This is a genomic window from Methylobacterium sp. 001424705 (genome assembly GCF_059816145.1).
Genome location: NZ_JCBANU010000016.1, coordinates 103,412 through 119,687, shown reverse-complemented (window position 1 = coordinate 119,687; position 16,276 = coordinate 103,412). Strand labels below are relative to the sequence as shown.

15 protein-coding genes are annotated in these 16,276 nt (G+C 74.3%); 4 read left to right on the top strand and 11 right to left on the bottom strand.

Annotation, left to right across the window (positions count from 1 at the left end):
• The 8 genes from AC6EUL_RS13760 to AC6EUL_RS13725 form a co-directional block, all read right to left on the bottom strand.
• A partial coding sequence (locus AC6EUL_RS13760) for a hypothetical protein (protein WP_499870708.1) occupies positions 1-265 on the bottom strand: 265 nt, incomplete at its 3' end.
• Between the two features lie 429 nt (positions 266-694).
• A complete protein-coding gene (locus AC6EUL_RS13755; RefSeq protein ID WP_499870706.1) occupies positions 695-2,248 on the bottom strand; it encodes an FAD-dependent oxidoreductase in 1,554 nt (517 codons plus the stop codon).
• A 286-nt stretch (positions 2,249-2,534) separates the two neighbouring features.
• Positions 2,535-3,218 carry a class I SAM-dependent methyltransferase gene (locus AC6EUL_RS13750; RefSeq protein ID WP_056277067.1) on the bottom strand — a complete coding sequence of 228 codons (684 nt, stop codon included), beginning with the start codon at positions 3,216-3,218 and terminating at the stop codon, positions 2,535-2,537.
• Between the two features lie 57 nt (positions 3,219-3,275).
• Positions 3,276-4,340, bottom strand: coding sequence for a glycosyltransferase (locus tag AC6EUL_RS13745; RefSeq protein ID WP_056277065.1), 1,065 nt, complete (start codon positions 4,338-4,340; stop codon positions 3,276-3,278).
• The gene (locus AC6EUL_RS13740) at positions 4,337-5,257 is read right to left on the bottom strand and encodes a glycosyltransferase family 2 protein (RefSeq protein ID WP_499870703.1); all 921 of its coding nucleotides are present in this window, start codon (positions 5,255-5,257) and stop codon (positions 4,337-4,339) included. The genes AC6EUL_RS13745 and AC6EUL_RS13740 overlap by 4 nt, the downstream gene beginning before the upstream one ends.
• A gap of 46 nt (positions 5,258-5,303) precedes the next feature.
• Positions 5,304-6,455: a glycosyltransferase gene (locus AC6EUL_RS13735; RefSeq protein WP_056277059.1), complete on the bottom strand. Its 1,152-nt coding sequence runs from the start codon at positions 6,453-6,455 to the stop codon at positions 5,304-5,306.
• 21 nt (positions 6,456-6,476) lie between these two features.
• Entirely contained in the window at positions 6,477-7,388 is a 912-nt protein-coding gene (locus AC6EUL_RS13730) for a glycosyltransferase family 2 protein (RefSeq protein WP_499870700.1), read from the bottom strand.
• Entirely contained in the window at positions 7,378-9,432 is a 2,055-nt protein-coding gene (locus AC6EUL_RS13725; protein ID WP_499870698.1) for an HAD-IIB family hydrolase, read from the bottom strand. Before AC6EUL_RS13725 ends, AC6EUL_RS13730 begins: the two co-directional genes overlap by 11 nt.
• A gap of 75 nt (positions 9,433-9,507) precedes the next feature.
• On the opposite strand from AC6EUL_RS13725, the gene AC6EUL_RS13720 reads away from it, so the two are divergent.
• Positions 9,508-10,548 (top strand): glycosyltransferase family 4 protein, encoded by a 1,041-nt coding sequence (locus AC6EUL_RS13720; protein ID WP_056379794.1) that lies wholly within the window; start codon positions 9,508-9,510, stop codon positions 10,546-10,548.
• Entirely contained in the window at positions 10,548-11,765 is a 1,218-nt protein-coding gene (locus AC6EUL_RS13715; protein ID WP_499870695.1) for a glycosyltransferase family 4 protein, read from the top strand. Before AC6EUL_RS13720 ends, AC6EUL_RS13715 begins: the two co-directional genes overlap by 1 nt.
• Here AC6EUL_RS13715 and AC6EUL_RS13710 read toward each other — a convergent pair.
• On the bottom strand, positions 11,753-12,760 hold the full coding sequence (locus AC6EUL_RS13710; protein WP_499870711.1) for a glycosyltransferase family protein: 1,008 nt from the start codon (positions 12,758-12,760) through the stop codon (positions 11,753-11,755). The two genes, AC6EUL_RS13715 and AC6EUL_RS13710, sit on opposite strands and share 13 nt — an antisense overlap.
• A 150-nt stretch (positions 12,761-12,910) precedes the next feature.
• On the opposite strand from AC6EUL_RS13710, the gene AC6EUL_RS13705 reads away from it, so the two are divergent.
• Positions 12,911-13,561: a glycosyltransferase family 29 protein gene (locus tag AC6EUL_RS13705; protein WP_499870693.1), complete on the top strand. Its 651-nt coding sequence runs from the start codon at positions 12,911-12,913 to the stop codon at positions 13,559-13,561.
• Positions 13,562-13,589: 28 nt separating this feature from the next.
• Complete coding sequence (locus AC6EUL_RS13700) at positions 13,590-14,279, top strand: hypothetical protein (RefSeq protein ID WP_499870691.1); 690 nt, start codon at positions 13,590-13,592, stop codon at positions 14,277-14,279.
• A gap of 86 nt (positions 14,280-14,365) precedes the next feature.
• Here AC6EUL_RS13700 and AC6EUL_RS13695 read toward each other — a convergent pair whose 3' ends face one another.
• Both AC6EUL_RS13695 and AC6EUL_RS13690 read right to left on the bottom strand, forming a co-directional pair.
• On the bottom strand, positions 14,366-15,259 hold the full coding sequence (locus AC6EUL_RS13695) for an NAD(+)/NADH kinase (RefSeq protein ID WP_056379800.1): 894 nt from the start codon (positions 15,257-15,259) through the stop codon (positions 14,366-14,368).
• A gap of 10 nt (positions 15,260-15,269) precedes the next feature.
• Positions 15,270-16,265, bottom strand: a complete 996-nt coding sequence (locus AC6EUL_RS13690; protein ID WP_056277039.1) for an SPFH domain-containing protein — start codon at positions 16,263-16,265, stop codon at positions 15,270-15,272.
• Between the last annotated feature and the right edge of the window lie 11 nt (positions 16,266-16,276).

The following is a 16,276-nucleotide window of genomic DNA, read 5'->3' as shown; positions in this document are numbered from 1 at the left end:
CGGGACTTTTCGGTTCGGCCTGAGCGTCCCCAGCCCCGATCATCTGGCCGCTTTCGTCGTCACGCGCCTCGAGGAGAAATCCTCGGGGCGCTTTCGTTTGGCTGCATCGCGAGCCCTGGCACGTGGACGAAGTGCCGGACGTGTCGACTCCCTGCCGACGGATCACCGTGACCGCGGCGCGGCCCAGCGCGTCGTCCGGAAGCTGAGCGCCGAGCCGCCGCTGCTCGCGCCTGACCGGATCGGCCCGGATGGTGCCAGCCCCCATCCGCCCGCCATCGTCGCCACCAAGCGCGCCGGTCTCTTGGCCGGTGCCCCACCGCCTGTGGGATCGCGCACCTGCAGCCGGGGATCGAAAACGAACAGGTCCGGGTCGCGGCGACCAAGCGCCGCTTCGGCGGCTTTCCGCCCTTCCGCACGGCCAGGCGGACCATCGCGGGCTTCGAGCCCGGGTGCGGCTGCGCAAGAGTTCCGGGTGTGCGAGAGTTCCGGGTGTGCGAGAGTTCCGGCTCTGCAAGAGCTTCGGCTGGGCAAGAGTTTCGGTCTCGTCGGCGCCCCGTCGCGCGCCGGACCCGCCGTTCGCCGTCTGCGATCTCCCCCATGAAGTGCGACACGCCCCTTCGCGGTCTTGACGCCCCTTCGTGGTCCTGGAGAACGGCGCAGACCCGCCGTCCTCGCGGACGGGGCCCCGCCGCGCCTAGGGGCTCGATGTCGCGAGGGCGGGCAGGTCCGCCCCGGCCTCGATCTCGGCCGCCGAGGGCAGGCGCCCGAGGCCGAGCAGATGCAGGAAGGCGGTGAAGGCCTTGTTGCGGCCGATGCTGCAGGCGGCGGTCACCCAATCGCCCTTGACGTAGTAGGCAATGAAATCGAGGGCGGCGGGGTCGCCCTGCAGGACGATCCGGTCGAAACCCTTGGCATAGCCGCCGTAATCGAGCCGCTTGTCGCCCTGGTTGCTCCAGAAGAACGGCACGCCCGTGAACGCGCCACCCCGGCCGAGGATGGCATGGGCCACATGCGTGCCGTGTTGCTGCGCGAGGCGCCAATGCTCGATCCGCGCGGTCTCGCCGCTCGCCGTCTCCGGGAACGCGGCGATGTCGCCCGCGATCCAGACGCCCTCCGCGAGCTTGAGGTCACCGCCGACCGCGAGGCCGCCATCCTCGTCGGGGGTGACGCCCCCGATCAGGCCGGTCTCCGGCCTGGCGCCCGCGCCGACGAGGACGATGTCGGCCGGAAGGCGTCGTCCGTCCTCCGTCTCGACCGCTTCGACGCGGTCGGTGCCGGTGATCCTGGCGACGGAGCCGGTCTCGAAGATGACGCCGTTGCCGGCATGGTACTGCTTCAGCGCCGCGCCCACCGCCTCGCCGAAGCGCTTGGCGAAGGGGATGTCCTCGCGCGCCAGCACGGTGACGGACAGCCCGCGCTTGGTGAGAAACGCGGCGGCCTCCAGGCCGATGAACCCGGCGCCCACGACGACGACGGATTTGGCCTCGCCTGCCGCCTCGCTCACCCGGACCGCGTCGTCGAGGCTGCGCAGGGTGAAGACCCCGCCGAGGTCCTTGCCGGGGAAGTCCGGCATCACCGCCCGGCTCCCGGTAGCGACCAGGATCGCGTCGGCCTCAAAGGTCCGGCCATCCGCCAGGGTGACGGCGCGCCGGGCGGGATCGACCCCGGTGACGTCCCCGGTGACACGCTCGACCCTGTTGGCCTGCGCGAAGTCGGGCTCGATCAGCACCTTCTCCGGCGGGGTCGGCTTGGCCAGGAACTGCTTCGAGAGCTTGGTCCGGTCGTAGGGCGGGTGGGCCTCGCGGCCGACCAGGGTGATGTGGCCGTCATAGCCTTCGCGGCGCAGGGTCTTCACGCAGGCGACGGCCGCCGCGCCCGCGCCCACGATGAGCACGCGCGCCGCGGGCGTGTGCGCCGTCTGCATCGCCGCCGGCTCCGGCGTCAGGGTCGCGACGGCGTCGGACCCCTCGATGCGGACGGGGTAGCGCGTCAGGGACTCGAGGGCCGGCGGCTCCTCCAGGCTCCCGTCGGCCAGCGCGAAGGCGGCCTTGTGCCAGGGGCAGTAGAGGCGTCCGCCGCAGATCTCACCCTTGGCGAGCGGCGCCCCGAGATGCGGGCACTTGGCCTGGAACGCCCGCACGCCGGAGGCGTCGCGCACGAACAGCACCTTCTCGTCCCCGGCCGCGCCCTCCGTCATGCCTCCCATCGGGATCGCGTCGAGGGCGAGGCGGATCTCGGTTCCGGGCATGGCTGGCGTCTCTCCTGGCAGGCGTCGTCGCGCCCGGCCGGACAAGTCGCCGAACCCGTTCCGGTTGCAGCGTGCGACATCGCGGGCTTGGGCTGCGTCGGCCGGCGCGCCGCCCGTCACGCCGCGCGGGGCCGGACCGGGCGTGGACCCCGCGAAGAGATCGCGGCCAGGGGATCGCGGCCAGGGGATCGCGGCCATCGGGGCGAACGCGATCCGGCCGATCTGTCCGGGTCTCCGACCGGCGCGTCCCGCCGAGCGGCGCTTCCGGACCCCGCTCGGCGGGGCCTCAGATGGGCTTGAGAAACTTGCACTTCCCCCCTTGGGCCCAGGGACCCTGCACCCGTGCCTCGGCGCAGAACGCGTCGACCGCGCGGGTCACACCGGGGAAGCGGCCTCCCAGGCTGTCGTAATCGTCGGCGATGAGGAGGCCGCCCGGGCGCAGGACCGGCCACCAGGCCCGGAGATCCGCCGCCACGGAGGCCTCCTCGTGACCCGCGTCGAGATGGATGACATCCGCGGTCACGCCGCGCAGGCGCAACAGTTCGGCGGCGTTCACCGAGTCCAGCGGAAGGGGCAGGACCCGGTCCGCGAGCCCCTCGCGCAGCACGTTGGCCAGGAAGGTGCGGTACAGGCTCGGGTAGCCGTGCTCGGTGGCGAGTTCGGCGAACAGGTCCGCGTCGGCCCAGTGGTCGACGGCCCCGAGCCAAGTATCGACCGCGATGACGGTCCCGTCGACGCCGTGCGCCGCCAGGGATCGGGCCAGGTGCAGGGTGCTGGCGCCCTTCCAGGCGCCGATCTCCACGACCACCTCGGGGCGGAACGCCCTGACGGCGTCGTCGAGATAGGGGTGGACGCTGCGCCAGCCCTGGAGATCCAGGGGACGCAGGGTGGCCGGCGGGTTCGCGAAGGGATCGCGGCCGTGCCAGAGGGCCTCGAGGAGGGCGCGGCGGGTCGTCGGGGGACGGCTCATGGTGTCGGCTCGCGCTGCGGGTCGCGCCCGCCCGGGGATCGGGTGCGTCTGGGGACGTCAGTCATGGGCGGCGCGGTGCGCATGCGCGTAGAGCTCCTCGCAGCGCGTCAGCCAGCGATCGCGGGTGAACAGGCGCAGGACCCGCGCGTGCGGGACCGTGCGCGGAATCGCGAGGGCCTCGCCGATCGCCCGGGCGAGGGCCGGCCCGTCGTCCGGCGGCGCGAGATGTCCGGCCTCGCCGACCACCTCCGCGGCCGCCCCCCTGGCAAGGCCCGCCACCGGCACGCCGCAGGCCATCGCCTCGATGGCCACGAGGCCGAAGGGCTCGTCCCAGCAGGGCGTGAACAGGAAGACGGAGGCGCGGCCGATCTCGTCCGCCAGGGCCTCGCCGGAGAGATGGCCGCCGTAGCGGATCGCCCCGCCGAGCTGCGGGGCGATCTGCGCCTCCCAGTAGGCCCGGTCCTCGATCGGGCCGAAGAGGGTGAGGGGAAGCCCGGCCTGCCGGGCTGCCGCGACGGCGCAATGCGTGCCCTTGATGGGTGCGATGCGCCCGGACCAGACGGCGCCGCCGTCGCCCCGGTCCCGAAAGGGCCAGGCCGCGGGATCGACGCCGTTGTGGAGCACGGACACCTCCGGCGGCGCGCCCTCGGGCCACCAGGTTCCGCGCTGGGCCTCCGAGGTCACGGTGATCCGGTGCCCGGGCACCAGGCTGTCCGCCACGAACCAGCGCAGGGCGTCGTAGGGCGGGACGTGCAGCGACGTGACGGTGGGCACCTCCGCGAGACGCCGGCGCTCCAGGGGCAGGCGGCTCAGGGAATTGTTGTGCAGCACGTCGAAGCCCCCGGCCGCGATCCGGTCGCAGGCGGCGGCGTATCCGCCATCCACGTGGGCCTTGAGCCCGGCATCGCCCCGATGTTCCAGGCCCGGGAAGCTGCGCTCGTGGTGGACCGGGATCACCGGATCGACGGGGAAGCGCGGGTCGCTGTCCCCGGCGGCGAAGAGGACGACCTCGTGTCCCCGCGCCGTCAACCCGTCGGCCAGCGCCCAGCACTGGGCTTCCATGCCGCCCGCGAAGGGCCGCGCCACCGGATGGCGCAGATGGGCGAGGAGCGCGATCCTCACGCCGTCGTCGCCGCGGCGGCCGCCTGGGCCTCGAGGTGGCGGATGACGGAGGCCGAATTGCTGTAGGGCTGGTGGCTCTGCTGGCCGGTGAGCGCGAAGTCGCCGGCCTCCGGGCGACGCAGGATGCGGATCGGCCGGTCGGGGGTGTCGTCGATCAGCCCCATCACCTTGAAGGCGTAGAGCCAGTGGCCCATCGTGCGGTAGCCCCACTTGGCCTCGAACAGCTCGGCGTTGCGCACCACGCTGTCGAGGTGGTGGACCGGCGGCATGTGATGGGGGTGGTACTGGTGATAGGCCAGCCCGCCCTTCATCCAGGCGATGGGGATGCCGGCCTGGTCGAGGACCTTGCCGAAATCCGTGTCCTCGCCGCCATAGCCGGTGTAGCGCTCGTCGAAGCCGCCCGTGGCCAGGAAGGTGGCGCGCCGGATGGCGAAGTTCAGGGACCAGAAGCAGCGGTAATCCGGGCAGATCTCGAGACCGGAGGCCGGGGGACCGCGGCGGTCGGAATGGCGCTCGGCGACCTTCGCGAAGTCCTCGCAGGTCCAGTCCCCCGCGGTGGCGCGCTCGGGCAGGTGGAGGACCTCGCCCATCAGCAGGCCGTCGAGTGCGTCGAGGCCGCGCGCGTAGTCGGCCACGAGGTCGGGGGCCGGGATGCAGTCGACGTCGAGGAAGACGACGGCGTCGCCGCCGGCCGCCGCCACCCCGCGGTTCCGCGCCGCCGCCAGCGGCAAGTCGGTGCCCGGCACCCGGATCTGGCGGACCGGGAAGGCGACCTCGGGCAGGTCGTAGGGCGCGTCCTGCATCACCGCCACGATGAACTCGGCGGGGACCTGCGTCTGGCGCTCCAGGCCGAGGAGCACGTTGCGCAGGTGCGCCGGCCGTCCCTTGGCCAGGGTCACGACGGAAACGGTGGACATGGGGCGGTCTGGCTCCGGGAGGTTCGAGCGTGGGGGAAGCGGGCGGTCAGCCGGCGGCGGCGACCGTGCGGGCGGCGGGCGTGAGGGGGACGGGCTCCGCCGCGCCGTGCCAGAGTTCGTCGGTCAGGCCCTCGAGCCAGCCCGCGGCGCGGGCGGCGGCGTCCGGCGCGTAGAGGCTGCGCAGGGGGGCGGTGTCGAGGGCGCGGGCCCGGGCGAGGAGGTCGCGCCAGCCCTGGAGATCGCCGGGCCAGACGGGGGCCTGGACGGCGGCGCCGAGGCGGACCAGGGCCTCGGCCTTGCGGGTCTGCTCGCCGAAATAGCGCCATTCGGGCATCACGATCAGGCGTCCGCCCACGCGGGCGACCTCGTGGACGGTGTTGTCGCCGGCGGAGGCCACCACGATGTCGGCGGCGGCGAGGTAGTCGGTCACCGAGGGCACCCAGCCGAGTTCGCGCAGGTTGGAAAAATCGGTCTCGTGGCCCTCGCGATGGGTCGGCCCCAGGGTCAGCCACAGGGCCTCGGGAGCGGCCCGGGCGGCCACCGTCAGGGGCGCGTAGGGCGTGCCGCTGCCCCCGCCCCCGGTCACCGCGACGACGATCTCGCGGTCCGGGTCGAGGCCGAGCCGCTCACGGGCCTCGGCCCGATCCGGCACCCGGTCGACGCTGGTGCAGAGGCCGCCGCTGTAGAAGGTCTTGGCCCGCAGGGCGGCCGGGTAGTCGTCCTGCTCCAGGCGGGCGTCGAAGGGGGCCAGCATGCCGACGCAGGCCTCGTAGGCGCCCACATGGCCGATGTCGGCGCGGTCGCCATGCATCCGGATCTGCACCGCCGGCACGCTGGCGATGCGCGCCAGCAGCGCGATCTCCGCCGAGACGTCGACCACGAACAGGCCGACGTCGCGCTCGTCGAGATGGTCGAGGATGCGCCGCATGGTCCGGCGCATCGGGGTGAGGCCCAGCGGCACGCAGTGCATGACCTGGGGCGTCGGCTCCGCGTAGAGGCGCGGCGTCGGCACCTCGGCGCCGATCATGTCGGGCAGCGGCACGATCTCGATGTCGCGGGAGAACCCGTCGAAGAGCTGCGGGCCCGCGGTGAGCACGGAGACGGGCCGGTCCCGGGCGAACGCGGCGGCCACCGCCATCGTGCGGTTGGCGTGGCCCCGTCCCTGGTGATGGACGAAGAACGCAATGGGTTTCGTCATGGCTGTCGGGTTCGCGATCCGTCAGGAGAACAGGGCGTCGGGCTTCAGGGCGGCGGCGATCTCGGGAACCCCCGGCCGGCGCAGGACCCGGATCGCGGGGGCGTCGTCGGCCCAGTCGATCAGCCCGGCGTCCCGGAACTGGCCGAGCCAGTAGGTCATGCACCAGCGCCCGTGCGTGTTCCGGAAGCGGGCGGCGTTGGCCAGGATGGCGTCGAAGTGCTGCAGCGGCGGCACGTGGACGGGATGATGCTGGTGGTAGGCCCGGGCGCCCCCGACCCAGTAGGTCGGCAACCCGGAGGCGGCCAGGCGCGCGGCGAGGTCCGTCTCCTCGCCGCCATAGCCGCGATAGGCCTCGTCCATGCCGCCGACGGCGCGCCAGGACCGGGCCGGGAGCGCGAAGGACAGCCCCCAGAGCTGGCCGGGATCGGCCTCCCGGCGCAAGGCGTCCGGCGGGATCGCGGGGCGGGCCGGATGGGCCCGGCCGAGCCGGGCGAGGGCCGCTTCGTCGGCGGCCGCCTCCGGGCTCAGCCCCGTGGGCAGGTACAGGACCTCGCCGAGGAACAGGCCGTCGGTTTCCCGGGCCGCATGCCGGTAGGCCTCCACGACGGTGGGGGAGGGGATGCAGTCCACGTCGAGGAAGATCAGGAGATCGCCCGTGGCGGCCTCGGCCGCGCGGTTGCGGGCGGCGGCGAGGGGCATCGGTTCCCCCGCCACGTGGCGGTGGCGCACGGGACAGCCCGGATCCGGCAGGTCGGGCGCGCGGTCCGGCTGCATCCAGGCGATCACCAGTTCGCGCGGGCGCACGGACTGGCGCGCCAGCCCGGCCATGAGGTTGCGCAGGCGGTCGGCCCGGCCGCGCACCAGGGTGAGGACGCTGGCGCCAGGATCGGCGGAGGGTCCGGCGGAGGACCCGGCGGACGGATCAGCCGGCATCGGCCAGCATCCGGCGGAAATGGCCGACGCCCTCGATGATGCCGCGGGCGTGCGAGGCCCGGGCCACGTAGGAGTGCTGCAGGGCGGCGTTGCTGGCAAGATCGTCGGAGTAGTTGGCCACGATGATCGCCTGCGCCTGGGCGCGCAGCATCTCGACGTCGTTGCCCGAATCGCCGGCCACGAACACGGCCCGCTCCGGCAGGCCGTAGAGGGCCCGGACATGGCCCACCGCCGTGCCCTTCGAGGCCGCCTCCGGCAGGACGTCGAGGTAGAGGCCGTGGCTGTGGATCACGTTCGCGGCGAATCCCGCCCGCGCGAGGGCCGCGCGGACCCTCTGGGCGGTCGCCGCATCCCCGAAATAGCTGAGCTTGTGCCCGCGCTGCTCCAGGGGCCCCTGGGGCACCAGGCCGTCGAGATCGGAGAGCGCCGCGTGCACGCCCGCCCGGTCCCAGCCCGCCGACACGGTGGCGCGCCAGGCGGCATCGGCCGTGTAGGTCACGCCGTTGGGGTCGAGGTGGTAGATTTCCGATCCCACCGAGGTGATCATCACCTGCGGGCGCGGGCTGGCCTGCTGCTCCAGGATCGCCATGGCGCTGTGGAACGAGCGGCCGGTGGCGACTCCGAAGGCGAGGCCCGCCTGCCGGCTGCGCCAGCGCCGGAAGATGCCGAGGGCCGCCTCGCAGCCCACCAGCGTGTTGTCGATGTCGCAGACGAGGAGTTGCCGCGCATCCGCCAGCGGCGGGGTCGGGACGCACAGCGCCCGCAGCAGGTCGTGGTAGCGCGCGGCGTGCCGGTCCCAGTCATAGGCGGCGGCCGCGCGGGCGCCCCCCGCCACGCAGCGGGCATAGAGGGTGGGATCGTCCAGGATGCGCAGGCACGCCGCCGCGATGGCGTCGGGGGTGCGCGGATCGACGAGGAGCCCGTTGCCGCAGGTCTCGACGATGTCGTTGGGGCCGCCGCTGTCGGTGGCCACCAGCGGCAGGCCCGCGGCCGAGGCCTCCAGGAGGGTCAGGCCGAAGGGCTCGTTGAGGGCGGGATTGACGAAGAGGCCGCCCCGCGTGCGGGCATAGGCGTAGAGGGCCGGAACGTCCTCCGGCCCGTGGGTCTTGGGGTAGGCCACCCGCCCGTAGAGGTCGTAGCGGTCGATCAGCACCAGGATCTCCCGCATGGTGCCGGCCATGTCGCCGTCGAGGGCGTCGATGTCCTCGCGGGTCCCGGCCATCAGGACGAGGTTGGCCCGCGCCTGCAGGGCGGGGCTCTCGCCGTAGGCCCGCACCAGGGCGCCGAGGTTCTTGCGCGCCACCGGGCGGGCGAGGGCCAGCAGCGCCGGCTTGCCCGGCTCGTGCAGGAAGCGGTCGATGGTGGCGTCCACGCGCGGCAGGGGTTCGGCCGCCGCGAACCGGGCCAGGTCGCTGCCCGGCGGCAGGACGCGGATGCGTCCCGGATCGTAGGCCGCATACCCGGCATACTGCACCTCCGCCTCGTCGCGGGAGGAGGCGACGACGAGACGCGCGCGCGCGAGTGCGCCCTCCTCGGCGGCGATGCGGCGGGCGAGATCAGGGCAGGCTTCGGCGCCGTGGCCGAGCATCGCGGCCTTGACCCGCCCGAGGGAATGGGCCGTGAACACGAAGGGAATGCCGAGGGCATCCTCGATGAGCGTCGCCACCGAAGCGGCATCGGCGTAGTGGGCGTGGATGAAGTCGGGCGGCTGAGGCTGCGCCGCGATCCAGCCCATGAGGTTGCGCGCGAAGCTGTCGACCTCCGCGTGCATCGCCTCCTTCACGCGGTAATCCGGTGACGCGCTCGGGAGCCGCACGAGCGTGACCTTGTCGGAGATGCGCTCTTCGGGCACGGCGTAATCCGGGCCGAGCGCGCCGTGAAACAGGCGCGTCGCGATCACGATCCGCGCGATCCCGGCATCCTGGGACGAGGCAGCCACCAGATCGAGCAGGTAGCGGATGTGGCCACCCGTATCGGCGGTGAGCCCGAACACGACCCCGCCGCCGCGCAGGCAGCCTTGCAGGGCGACATGCAAGACGAACATCAGGCCGCTTGCAGCTCAAGCGTCTTTCGACAAACAGAATTCAGGCAAAGAAACGTTACCGGGGAGGTACATACCGTGATTCGTGTCGCCCAAATCGCCCCCAACATATTCCCCGTTCCCCCTGAGCACCACGGCGGTACGGAGAGGGTCATACATGACCTCAGCACGGCACTGGTTAACCTAGGTGTGGAGGTAACGCTCTTCGCGCCTTCGGACAGTGCGACAGACTTGCCGCGCATCGGCGACCAGCCGAGCCTCGCGGCCCTGGAGCGGCGCCACGGGCGGGTCGCGCCGGGGGTCCCGGCAGCCCTGGACGCCCTGCAGCTGGAAGCGCTGCGCTGCCGGCTGGACCAGTTCGACATCGTGCATGGCCACGGGGAGTTCGCCCATGCGGCGCTCCTCGGCGCGCGCCGGCGCCACAGCCTCACGACGGTGCACTGGCGGGTGGACGAACTCGACCGGGCGCTGTTCTTCGCGGGCTTCCCCGACCTGCCGGTGGCGGCGATCTCGGCGGCGCAGGCGGCCGGCATCCCGCCGGCGAACCGGGCCGGGATCGTGCATCACGGCCTCGCGCGGGACCGCTACGCCCTGAGCCCGCAGCCCGGCCCGCACGTCGCCTTCGTGGGCCGGATGACCGACCAGAAGCGGCCGGACACCGCGATCCGGGTCGCGCGCGCCGCCGGCCTGCCGATCCGCCTCGGCGGCACGATCGATGTCGGCAATCCCGATTATTTCGAGCACCGGGTGCGCCCGCTCCTGGGGGCGGACGCCGTCTATCTCGGCCCCGTGGACGATGCCCGCAAGGCCGACCTCCTGGGAAGCGCGCGGGCGCTCCTCTTCCCCATCGACTGGCCGGAGCCCTTCGGCCTGGTGATGATCGAGGCGATGGCCTGCGGCACGCCCGTGGTGGCCTGGAACCGCGGCTCCGTGCCGGAGATCGTCGAGGAGGGCGTGACCGGCTTCATCGTCGCCTCCGAGGCCGACGCGGTGGCGGCCCTGGCACGGATCGATCAGCTCGACCGGGCCCTGATCCGCCGGCGCTTCGAGGCGCGCTTCACCGCCGCGCGCATGGCGGCCGACTACCTCGCCCTCTACCAGCGCCTGCTGGCCGCCTGATGCGCGTCGCCCTCCTCGCCTGGGACTACCCGCCGGCCCCGAGCGGCCTCTCGACGGCGGCCCGCGAGATCGCCGAGAGCCTCGCCGAGGGCGGCGCCGACGTCACGGTCTTCAGCCTCGACCGGACGGGGCGCGAGCGCCGCGGCGGCGTCACGGTGGCGGGCTTCGCCCTGCCGCCCGGCGGTGGGCTGGCGCGCCTGCGCCGCTGGGGGGCGGCGGGGCACCTCGCCGCGCCGCTCGCCTTCCGGCGCGCCGTCCTGGCGGCCCATGCCCACCAGCCCTTCGACGTCGCGGAAGCCACGAACTGGTACGCCCCCGCCGCCCTGCTGGCCGGGCGCCGGGATCTCCCGCTGGTCACGCGCAGCTCGACGCCCGCGGCCTTCACCCGGGACGCCCCCGAAACCCTGCGCGACCGCCTCGACGGGTGGGCCGCCGACGCCCTGGAGCGCGCCCAGGCCCGGGGCAGCGCCGGGCTCATCGCCAACACCGCCGCGCACGGGGCGGTGATCGCCCGGGCCTACGGCCTGTCCGGCCGGCAGCCGGAGGCGGTGATCGGCCTCAGCCTTCCGCCGGAGATCACGGCGGCGGCCCGCGGCGCCGCCTACCCGGACGCGACCGGGCCGGTGCGCCTGCTCTTCGTGGGCCGGGCGGAGGCGCGCAAGGGCTTCGACGCGCTCCTCGGCGCGGTCGCGATCCTGGCCGACGCGGCGGAGCGGGGCGCCGGTCCCGCCTTCCGCCTGGACCTGATCGGCGTGCCCCCGGAGGACCTGCCGGGGGACCTGCCCGAGGCGGCCCGCGCCCGCATCCACGCCCGCGGCCGGGTGCCGGCCGAGGCCCTGGCGCAGGCCTACGGGGCGGCCCACGCGGTGCTCGCCCCCTCGCGCTACGAGAGCTTCGGGCTCGTCTACCAGGAGGCCCTCGCCTATGGCCGGCCGGTGGTGGCCTGCGCCGAGGACGCCAGCGCCCGCGCCTTCGTGGGGGCGCCGGATGCGGGGCCCCTGGCGCGGGAGGCCACCGGCGCGGCCCTGGCAGAGGCCCTGCGCCCGCTGCTGGCCGATCCGGCGCTGCGCGAAGCCTACCGGAGCCGGGCGCTGGCGGCGTCCGGCCGCTTCACCCGGGCGGTCCTGGGGCGCGAGACGCTCGCCCTCTACGCCCGGGCCATCGCGGCGGCCCGGATCTGTCCGAAGCGGCGCGCGTCCGCGCCTCAGTCCCGGTAGGGGCGCAGCAAAGCGGCCTCTTCCTCGGGGCGCCCGTGCCCGGGCGCGAGGCGCTCGTAGTGCCGGGAGCGCGCCAGGACGTGGGCGCGGTCGAGATGGTGCTCGATCGCCCCGTGCAGGGCGATGAGGCTGCGCGGCCAGCCGCCGTCGAGCACCGGCCGCTCGTGCACGCGGCCGGCATAGCGCACGGACCGGCGGTTCAGGCGGTACTGGACGTCCGGGTAGACGTCCGAGCGGATGCCGTCGACGTGGTTCCGGCGCGCCAATCCGATCGAGACGACGTTCCCCGCTTCCGCCAGGGCCGCCAGGGCCGGCAGCCGCCGGCCGGCGTCCACGGCCAGGGTCTCGTCGGCGTCGAGCTGCAGCATCCAGGGATGGCGGGCGAGGTCCTGGAGGGTGTTGCGCTGGGCGGCGAAGTCCTGTCCCTGATCCCGCTCGCGATCCTGCCCCAGGGGCCGGGCCCCCACCCGCAGGGTCCCGCGCGGAAAGCCGGCGGCCGGCACCGCAGCGGCCGGTCGCGTCTCGGCATCGAGGAGGATCACGACGTCGTCGGTCCAGGCCGCATGGACCGCGAGCCCCGCCAGGACCGCCTCCAGCGCGGCGGGGCGGCAGAGCAGGCCGAGGGAGACGGGCCGCCCCGCCGCCCCGTCGAGCGCGTAGAGTTCCCCGCGCGCGGCGTGCCGGTCGTGGGGTCGGCGCAGGGCCGTATGCCCCGCCGCGTCGCAGGGCCGGACGCCGAGGGCGTGGCCGGTGGCGGCGCTGCGCAGGGTGTAGAGGTCGAGGCCGTAGGGCGCGTCCGGGTCGGGGTCGAAGACCGGGCCGGCGAGCTGTTCGGCCAGGTGCGCCCGGCAGGCCGCCGGATCGGCCCCCGCCTCCAGCAGGAGGCCGCAGGCGCCGCAGGCGATCGGAAACGCCCTGACCCGCCCGTTCGGATAGGCGAGGTGACGGCGGCTCGGCCCGAGCATGTCGGCCGCGCAGACGAAGCATCGGCGCATCATCGGTCCCGGCCCTCGTTTCCCCTCGCCGCAGAAATCCCGCCGGCACCGCAAGGATCCGAACGGACCTTGCCGCGCCGGGCCGGCGCCATACCTCCGCTGCTCCGCGAACCCCTGCCGCAGTTGGACATCGAGGTCGACTCCCCGCGTATGCTCGACCTGTTCCCCTCCGCATCGGGACCCCTCGCCCTCGTCGGCAACGCCCCGGGGCTCGATGCCGCCGCCGCGATCGACGCGGCGCCCTGCGTCGTGCGCTTCAACAACGCGCCGGGCTTCGGCGGCCGCGCCGGCGCGCGGGTCACCCATCTCGCCCTGGTCAATCGGGGCGGGCAGATGCGCGAATGGCTCGCCGACCCCCGCTTCCTCGACCGCCCGGTGGTCCGGTGCGCGCAGGCCTTCATCCTGCCGTTCCCGATGCTGCCGGCGGAGCAGAACCGGCCCGAACCGGTGTGCTGGACCCGCGAGGCGATGGATTTGCTGGCCCCCCTGGGCAAGCCCGTCCACATCCTGCCCGAGGACCTCCACCGGGCGGCGCGGCTCCGTCTCGCCGCCGTCATGGCCGACACCGTCATGTCCGACGCCGGCACGGACGAACCCGACCCGATCGGGCGGCCGAACCCGAGCACCGGCTTCCTCGTGACGCTGGCCTTCCTCCTGGGCCGTCCCCTCGGGCGCGGCCCGGTCGAGGCGCACGGCTTCGGCTTCGACGGCTGGCCCGGGCATCCCTGGGCGGCGGAGCGGGCCTGGTTCCGGCAGGCCGAGGCGGCCGGGCAGCTCCGCCTCCATCCGTGCCGCCCGTGACCCTTTCGACCGGAATCAGGCCCCGCCAATGACGACTCTCATCACCGTCCTGAAGAGCGGCGGGCGCTACGACGCGGCCTGGGTCGAGCGCCTCGCCCGGGGCGTGCGCCGCCACGCTCCGGCCTTCGACCGGATCCTCTGCCTCACGGACCTTCCCCTCGCGGTGGCGGGCGTCGAGCGCGTGCCGCTCCGGCACGACTGGCCGGCCTGGTGGTCGAAGATGGAGGCCTTCCGCCCCGGGCTCACCGAGGGACCGACGCTGCTCTGCGACCTCGACACCGTCCTGACCGGGCCGGCGGACGCCCTGGCCGAGCCGGGCCTCGCCGCCATGGAGGATTACTTCCACAAGGGCCGCCTCTCCAGCGCCCTGCTGCGCTGGCAGGGCGGCGAACTGGATGCCCTCTACGCCGCCTTCGCGGCCGAGCCGGAGCGCTGGATGGCGCCCGGCTCCTGCGGGCCCGTGCCGAACGCCGTGCACGGGGACCAGGTCGTCATCGATCACCTGCTGCGCCGGGAGGGCCTGGCTCCGGATCTCCTCCAGCACCGCTATCCCGCCCTGCTCGATTTCTACGACCCCCGGCGGGCCGAGCATGGCCCGGTGGTCGTCTTCATCGGCGCGTCGAAGCCCGACACCGCCACCGGTCCGGTCCGGACGGCGTGGGACGGGGCGTGGCCGCAGAGGGACGACGATGGCGCGCAGGGACGCGACCGCCGCTGACGGGGGGGCACCGCGCGTCCGCGCGACGGTGCCGGAACCGGGCCGGCCCCTGCGGCTTCCGCGTCGGCTTCGTCCGGGCCGCAGCCCTAGCCGACCACCAGGGTCAGGGTCCGGTCCGCGGGCCCGAGGTCGACCCGGCGGCCCCAGTCGAAGGCGAGGAAGTCCTGCTCGATCCCGTCGGCGAAGACCACGCCGCCCTCGTTCATCCGTGAGGTGACCGCCAGGGCGGCCCCGGCGAGCCGGCCCGCCCGAAGGGTCGTTCCGGTGGCCACGCTTGGAAACGGCTCGCGCACCCAGTAGCCCACCGCCGCTTCCTCCGCGCCGATCCCGACGGTGAGATGCGTCGCCTCGCCGATCGAGCGGGCCCAGCCGGTCAGGCCGGTGCCCGAGGCGACGATGAGGCCGCTCGACGACTGGTCCTCGGCGGTGCCGTCGACCGCGATGCGGTAGCGTGCGGATTGATGGCTGCGGTGGCCGACGAAGATCTCGTTCAGGGCCACGAGCCGCTGGCCGCCGTCGAGGGCGGCCTGCACCATGGTGCGCCGCTCCACCGGAGCCGCTCCCGCGGCGCTGGCCGGGAGCAGGGCGCGCAGGCCCGCCACCGCGACCCGCGCGAGGGCGCCGTCGTAGAGGTCGGGGGCCGGATTGACGCCGATCACCGGCTGCGCGCGCAGGTACTTCGCCACGTTGGCGACGAGGCCGTCCGGGCCCACCGTGACGACGACGTCCTCGGGGGCGAACAGGAAGCGGTCGAGGTCGACGCGCCGGGCCAGCGCCTGCCGCCAGTCCCCCGGCACCGCGGCCCGCGCCTGGCCGAGCACGGCGTGGAAGCGGGCGTGCCGGTCCTCGACCTCCGCGAGGCTCTGGCCGCGGCTCTCCAGGAAGAACCGGGCCTGGCCGCGGGTGGCGTGCCGGGCGAGCAGGGCCTCGTAATCGGTCTCGCGGACGACGAACACGGCGCGCGGGGTGATGACCGCCATGGCCCGTCCTTCAGCGCAGCGGGCCGGGGGGAGCGACCGGCGGGGCCGCCCCGCGGAACGCGCCGAGGGCACTCGCCAGCAGGTCCGGCGTGACGTTGACGTGCTCGATGGTCTCGAGCTTGCCCGCGAGCTCGCGGGCGGCGAGACCCAGGAGCACGGCCGGCGGAAGGTCGCGGTAGATGGCGGCGCGGCGCTGCTCGGCCTCGGCCTGGGCGCCCTCCACGAGGCGGATGCGCTCGGCCTCCGCCGCCGCCTCCAGCCCGCTTGCCGCGGCGAGGCCCACCGCGCGGTCGCGGGCGTTCTCCGCCTCCCGCGCGATGAGCAGCGCCTCCTGGCGGGCCAGCTCCGTCCGCGTCTCCAGCTCGTTCTCCGCGATGGCCCGCTCCTTCTCCACCGCCAGGGCGCGCCGGGCGAAGGTCGCCGCATCCGCCTTCTGCTGCAGGGCCTCGAAGGTGGGCGTCTGCAGGGCGCGCTCCAGCTCGCTCGACGGCGCGAGGTTGGTGAGTCGCACCGAGACCACCGCGAGGCCGATCTCCGCCAGGGCCGGGGCCGCCCCCAGCGCCGCGTCGAGGCTCAGGCGCAGGGGCTCGGGCCCGGCATCGAGGAGCGCGCCCACCGGGCTGGCGCCGATCACCTCCAGGACGGCCTGGCCGGCGATGCCGCCGAGACGCGCCTCGATCCGCTCGATCGGTTCGCCCTGCGGCCGGCCGGTGCGAAGCCCGAGCGAGAAGTCGACGCGGCTGGCCAGCAGCTCCGGGTCGACGACGCGCCAGCCGATCGTCCCCTGCACCACCACGGTCTGGAAGTCCCGGCTGCGGCCGCGCACGAACAGGGTCATCTCCCGGTCGTCCATCGGCACCTCGCTGATGCTCGCGGTTTCCGGCCGGAACCAGAAGACGAGGCCCCGTCCGCTCTGCCGGATGCGACCGTTGCGGTAGCGGATGACGTGGCTGCTCGCCTCGCTCCTGAGCTGGGCGAGCGGACCGAGGTTGCGGATCGTAGCCATGGGACCCTCCT

Bases quoted from the DNA above. Each gene is read 5' to 3' on its own strand.
- AC6EUL_RS13695 (WP_056379800.1), bottom strand. From the start codon at position 15,259: ATGGCGGTCATCACCCCGCGCGCCGTGTTCGTCGTCCGCGAGACCGAT.
- AC6EUL_RS13725 (WP_499870698.1), bottom strand. From the start codon at position 9,432: ATGTTCGTCTTGCATGTCGCCCTGCAAGGCTGCCTGCGCGGCGGCGGG.
- AC6EUL_RS13755 (WP_499870706.1), bottom strand. From the start codon at position 2,248: ATGCCCGGAACCGAGATCCGCCTCGCCCTCGACGCGATCCCGATGGGA.
- AC6EUL_RS13705 (WP_499870693.1), top strand. From the start codon at position 12,911: ATGCTCGACCTGTTCCCCTCCGCATCGGGACCCCTCGCCCTCGTCGGC.
- AC6EUL_RS13750 (WP_056277067.1), bottom strand. From the start codon at position 3,218: ATGAGCCGTCCCCCGACGACCCGCCGCGCCCTCCTCGAGGCCCTCTGG.
- AC6EUL_RS13730 (WP_499870700.1), bottom strand. From the start codon at position 7,388: ATGCCGGCTGATCCGTCCGCCGGGTCCTCCGCCGGACCCTCCGCCGAT.
- AC6EUL_RS13715 (WP_499870695.1), top strand. From the start codon at position 10,548: ATGCGCGTCGCCCTCCTCGCCTGGGACTACCCGCCGGCCCCGAGCGGC.
- AC6EUL_RS13735 (WP_056277059.1), bottom strand. From the start codon at position 6,455: ATGACGAAACCCATTGCGTTCTTCGTCCATCACCAGGGACGGGGCCAC.
- AC6EUL_RS13700 (WP_499870691.1), top strand. From the start codon at position 13,590: ATGACGACTCTCATCACCGTCCTGAAGAGCGGCGGGCGCTACGACGCG.
- AC6EUL_RS13690 (WP_056277039.1), bottom strand. From the start codon at position 16,265: ATGGCTACGATCCGCAACCTCGGTCCGCTCGCCCAGCTCAGGAGCGAG.
- AC6EUL_RS13710 (WP_499870711.1), bottom strand. From the start codon at position 12,760: ATGCGCCGATGCTTCGTCTGCGCGGCCGACATGCTCGGGCCGAGCCGC.
- AC6EUL_RS13740 (WP_499870703.1), bottom strand. From the start codon at position 5,257: ATGTCCACCGTTTCCGTCGTGACCCTGGCCAAGGGACGGCCGGCGCAC.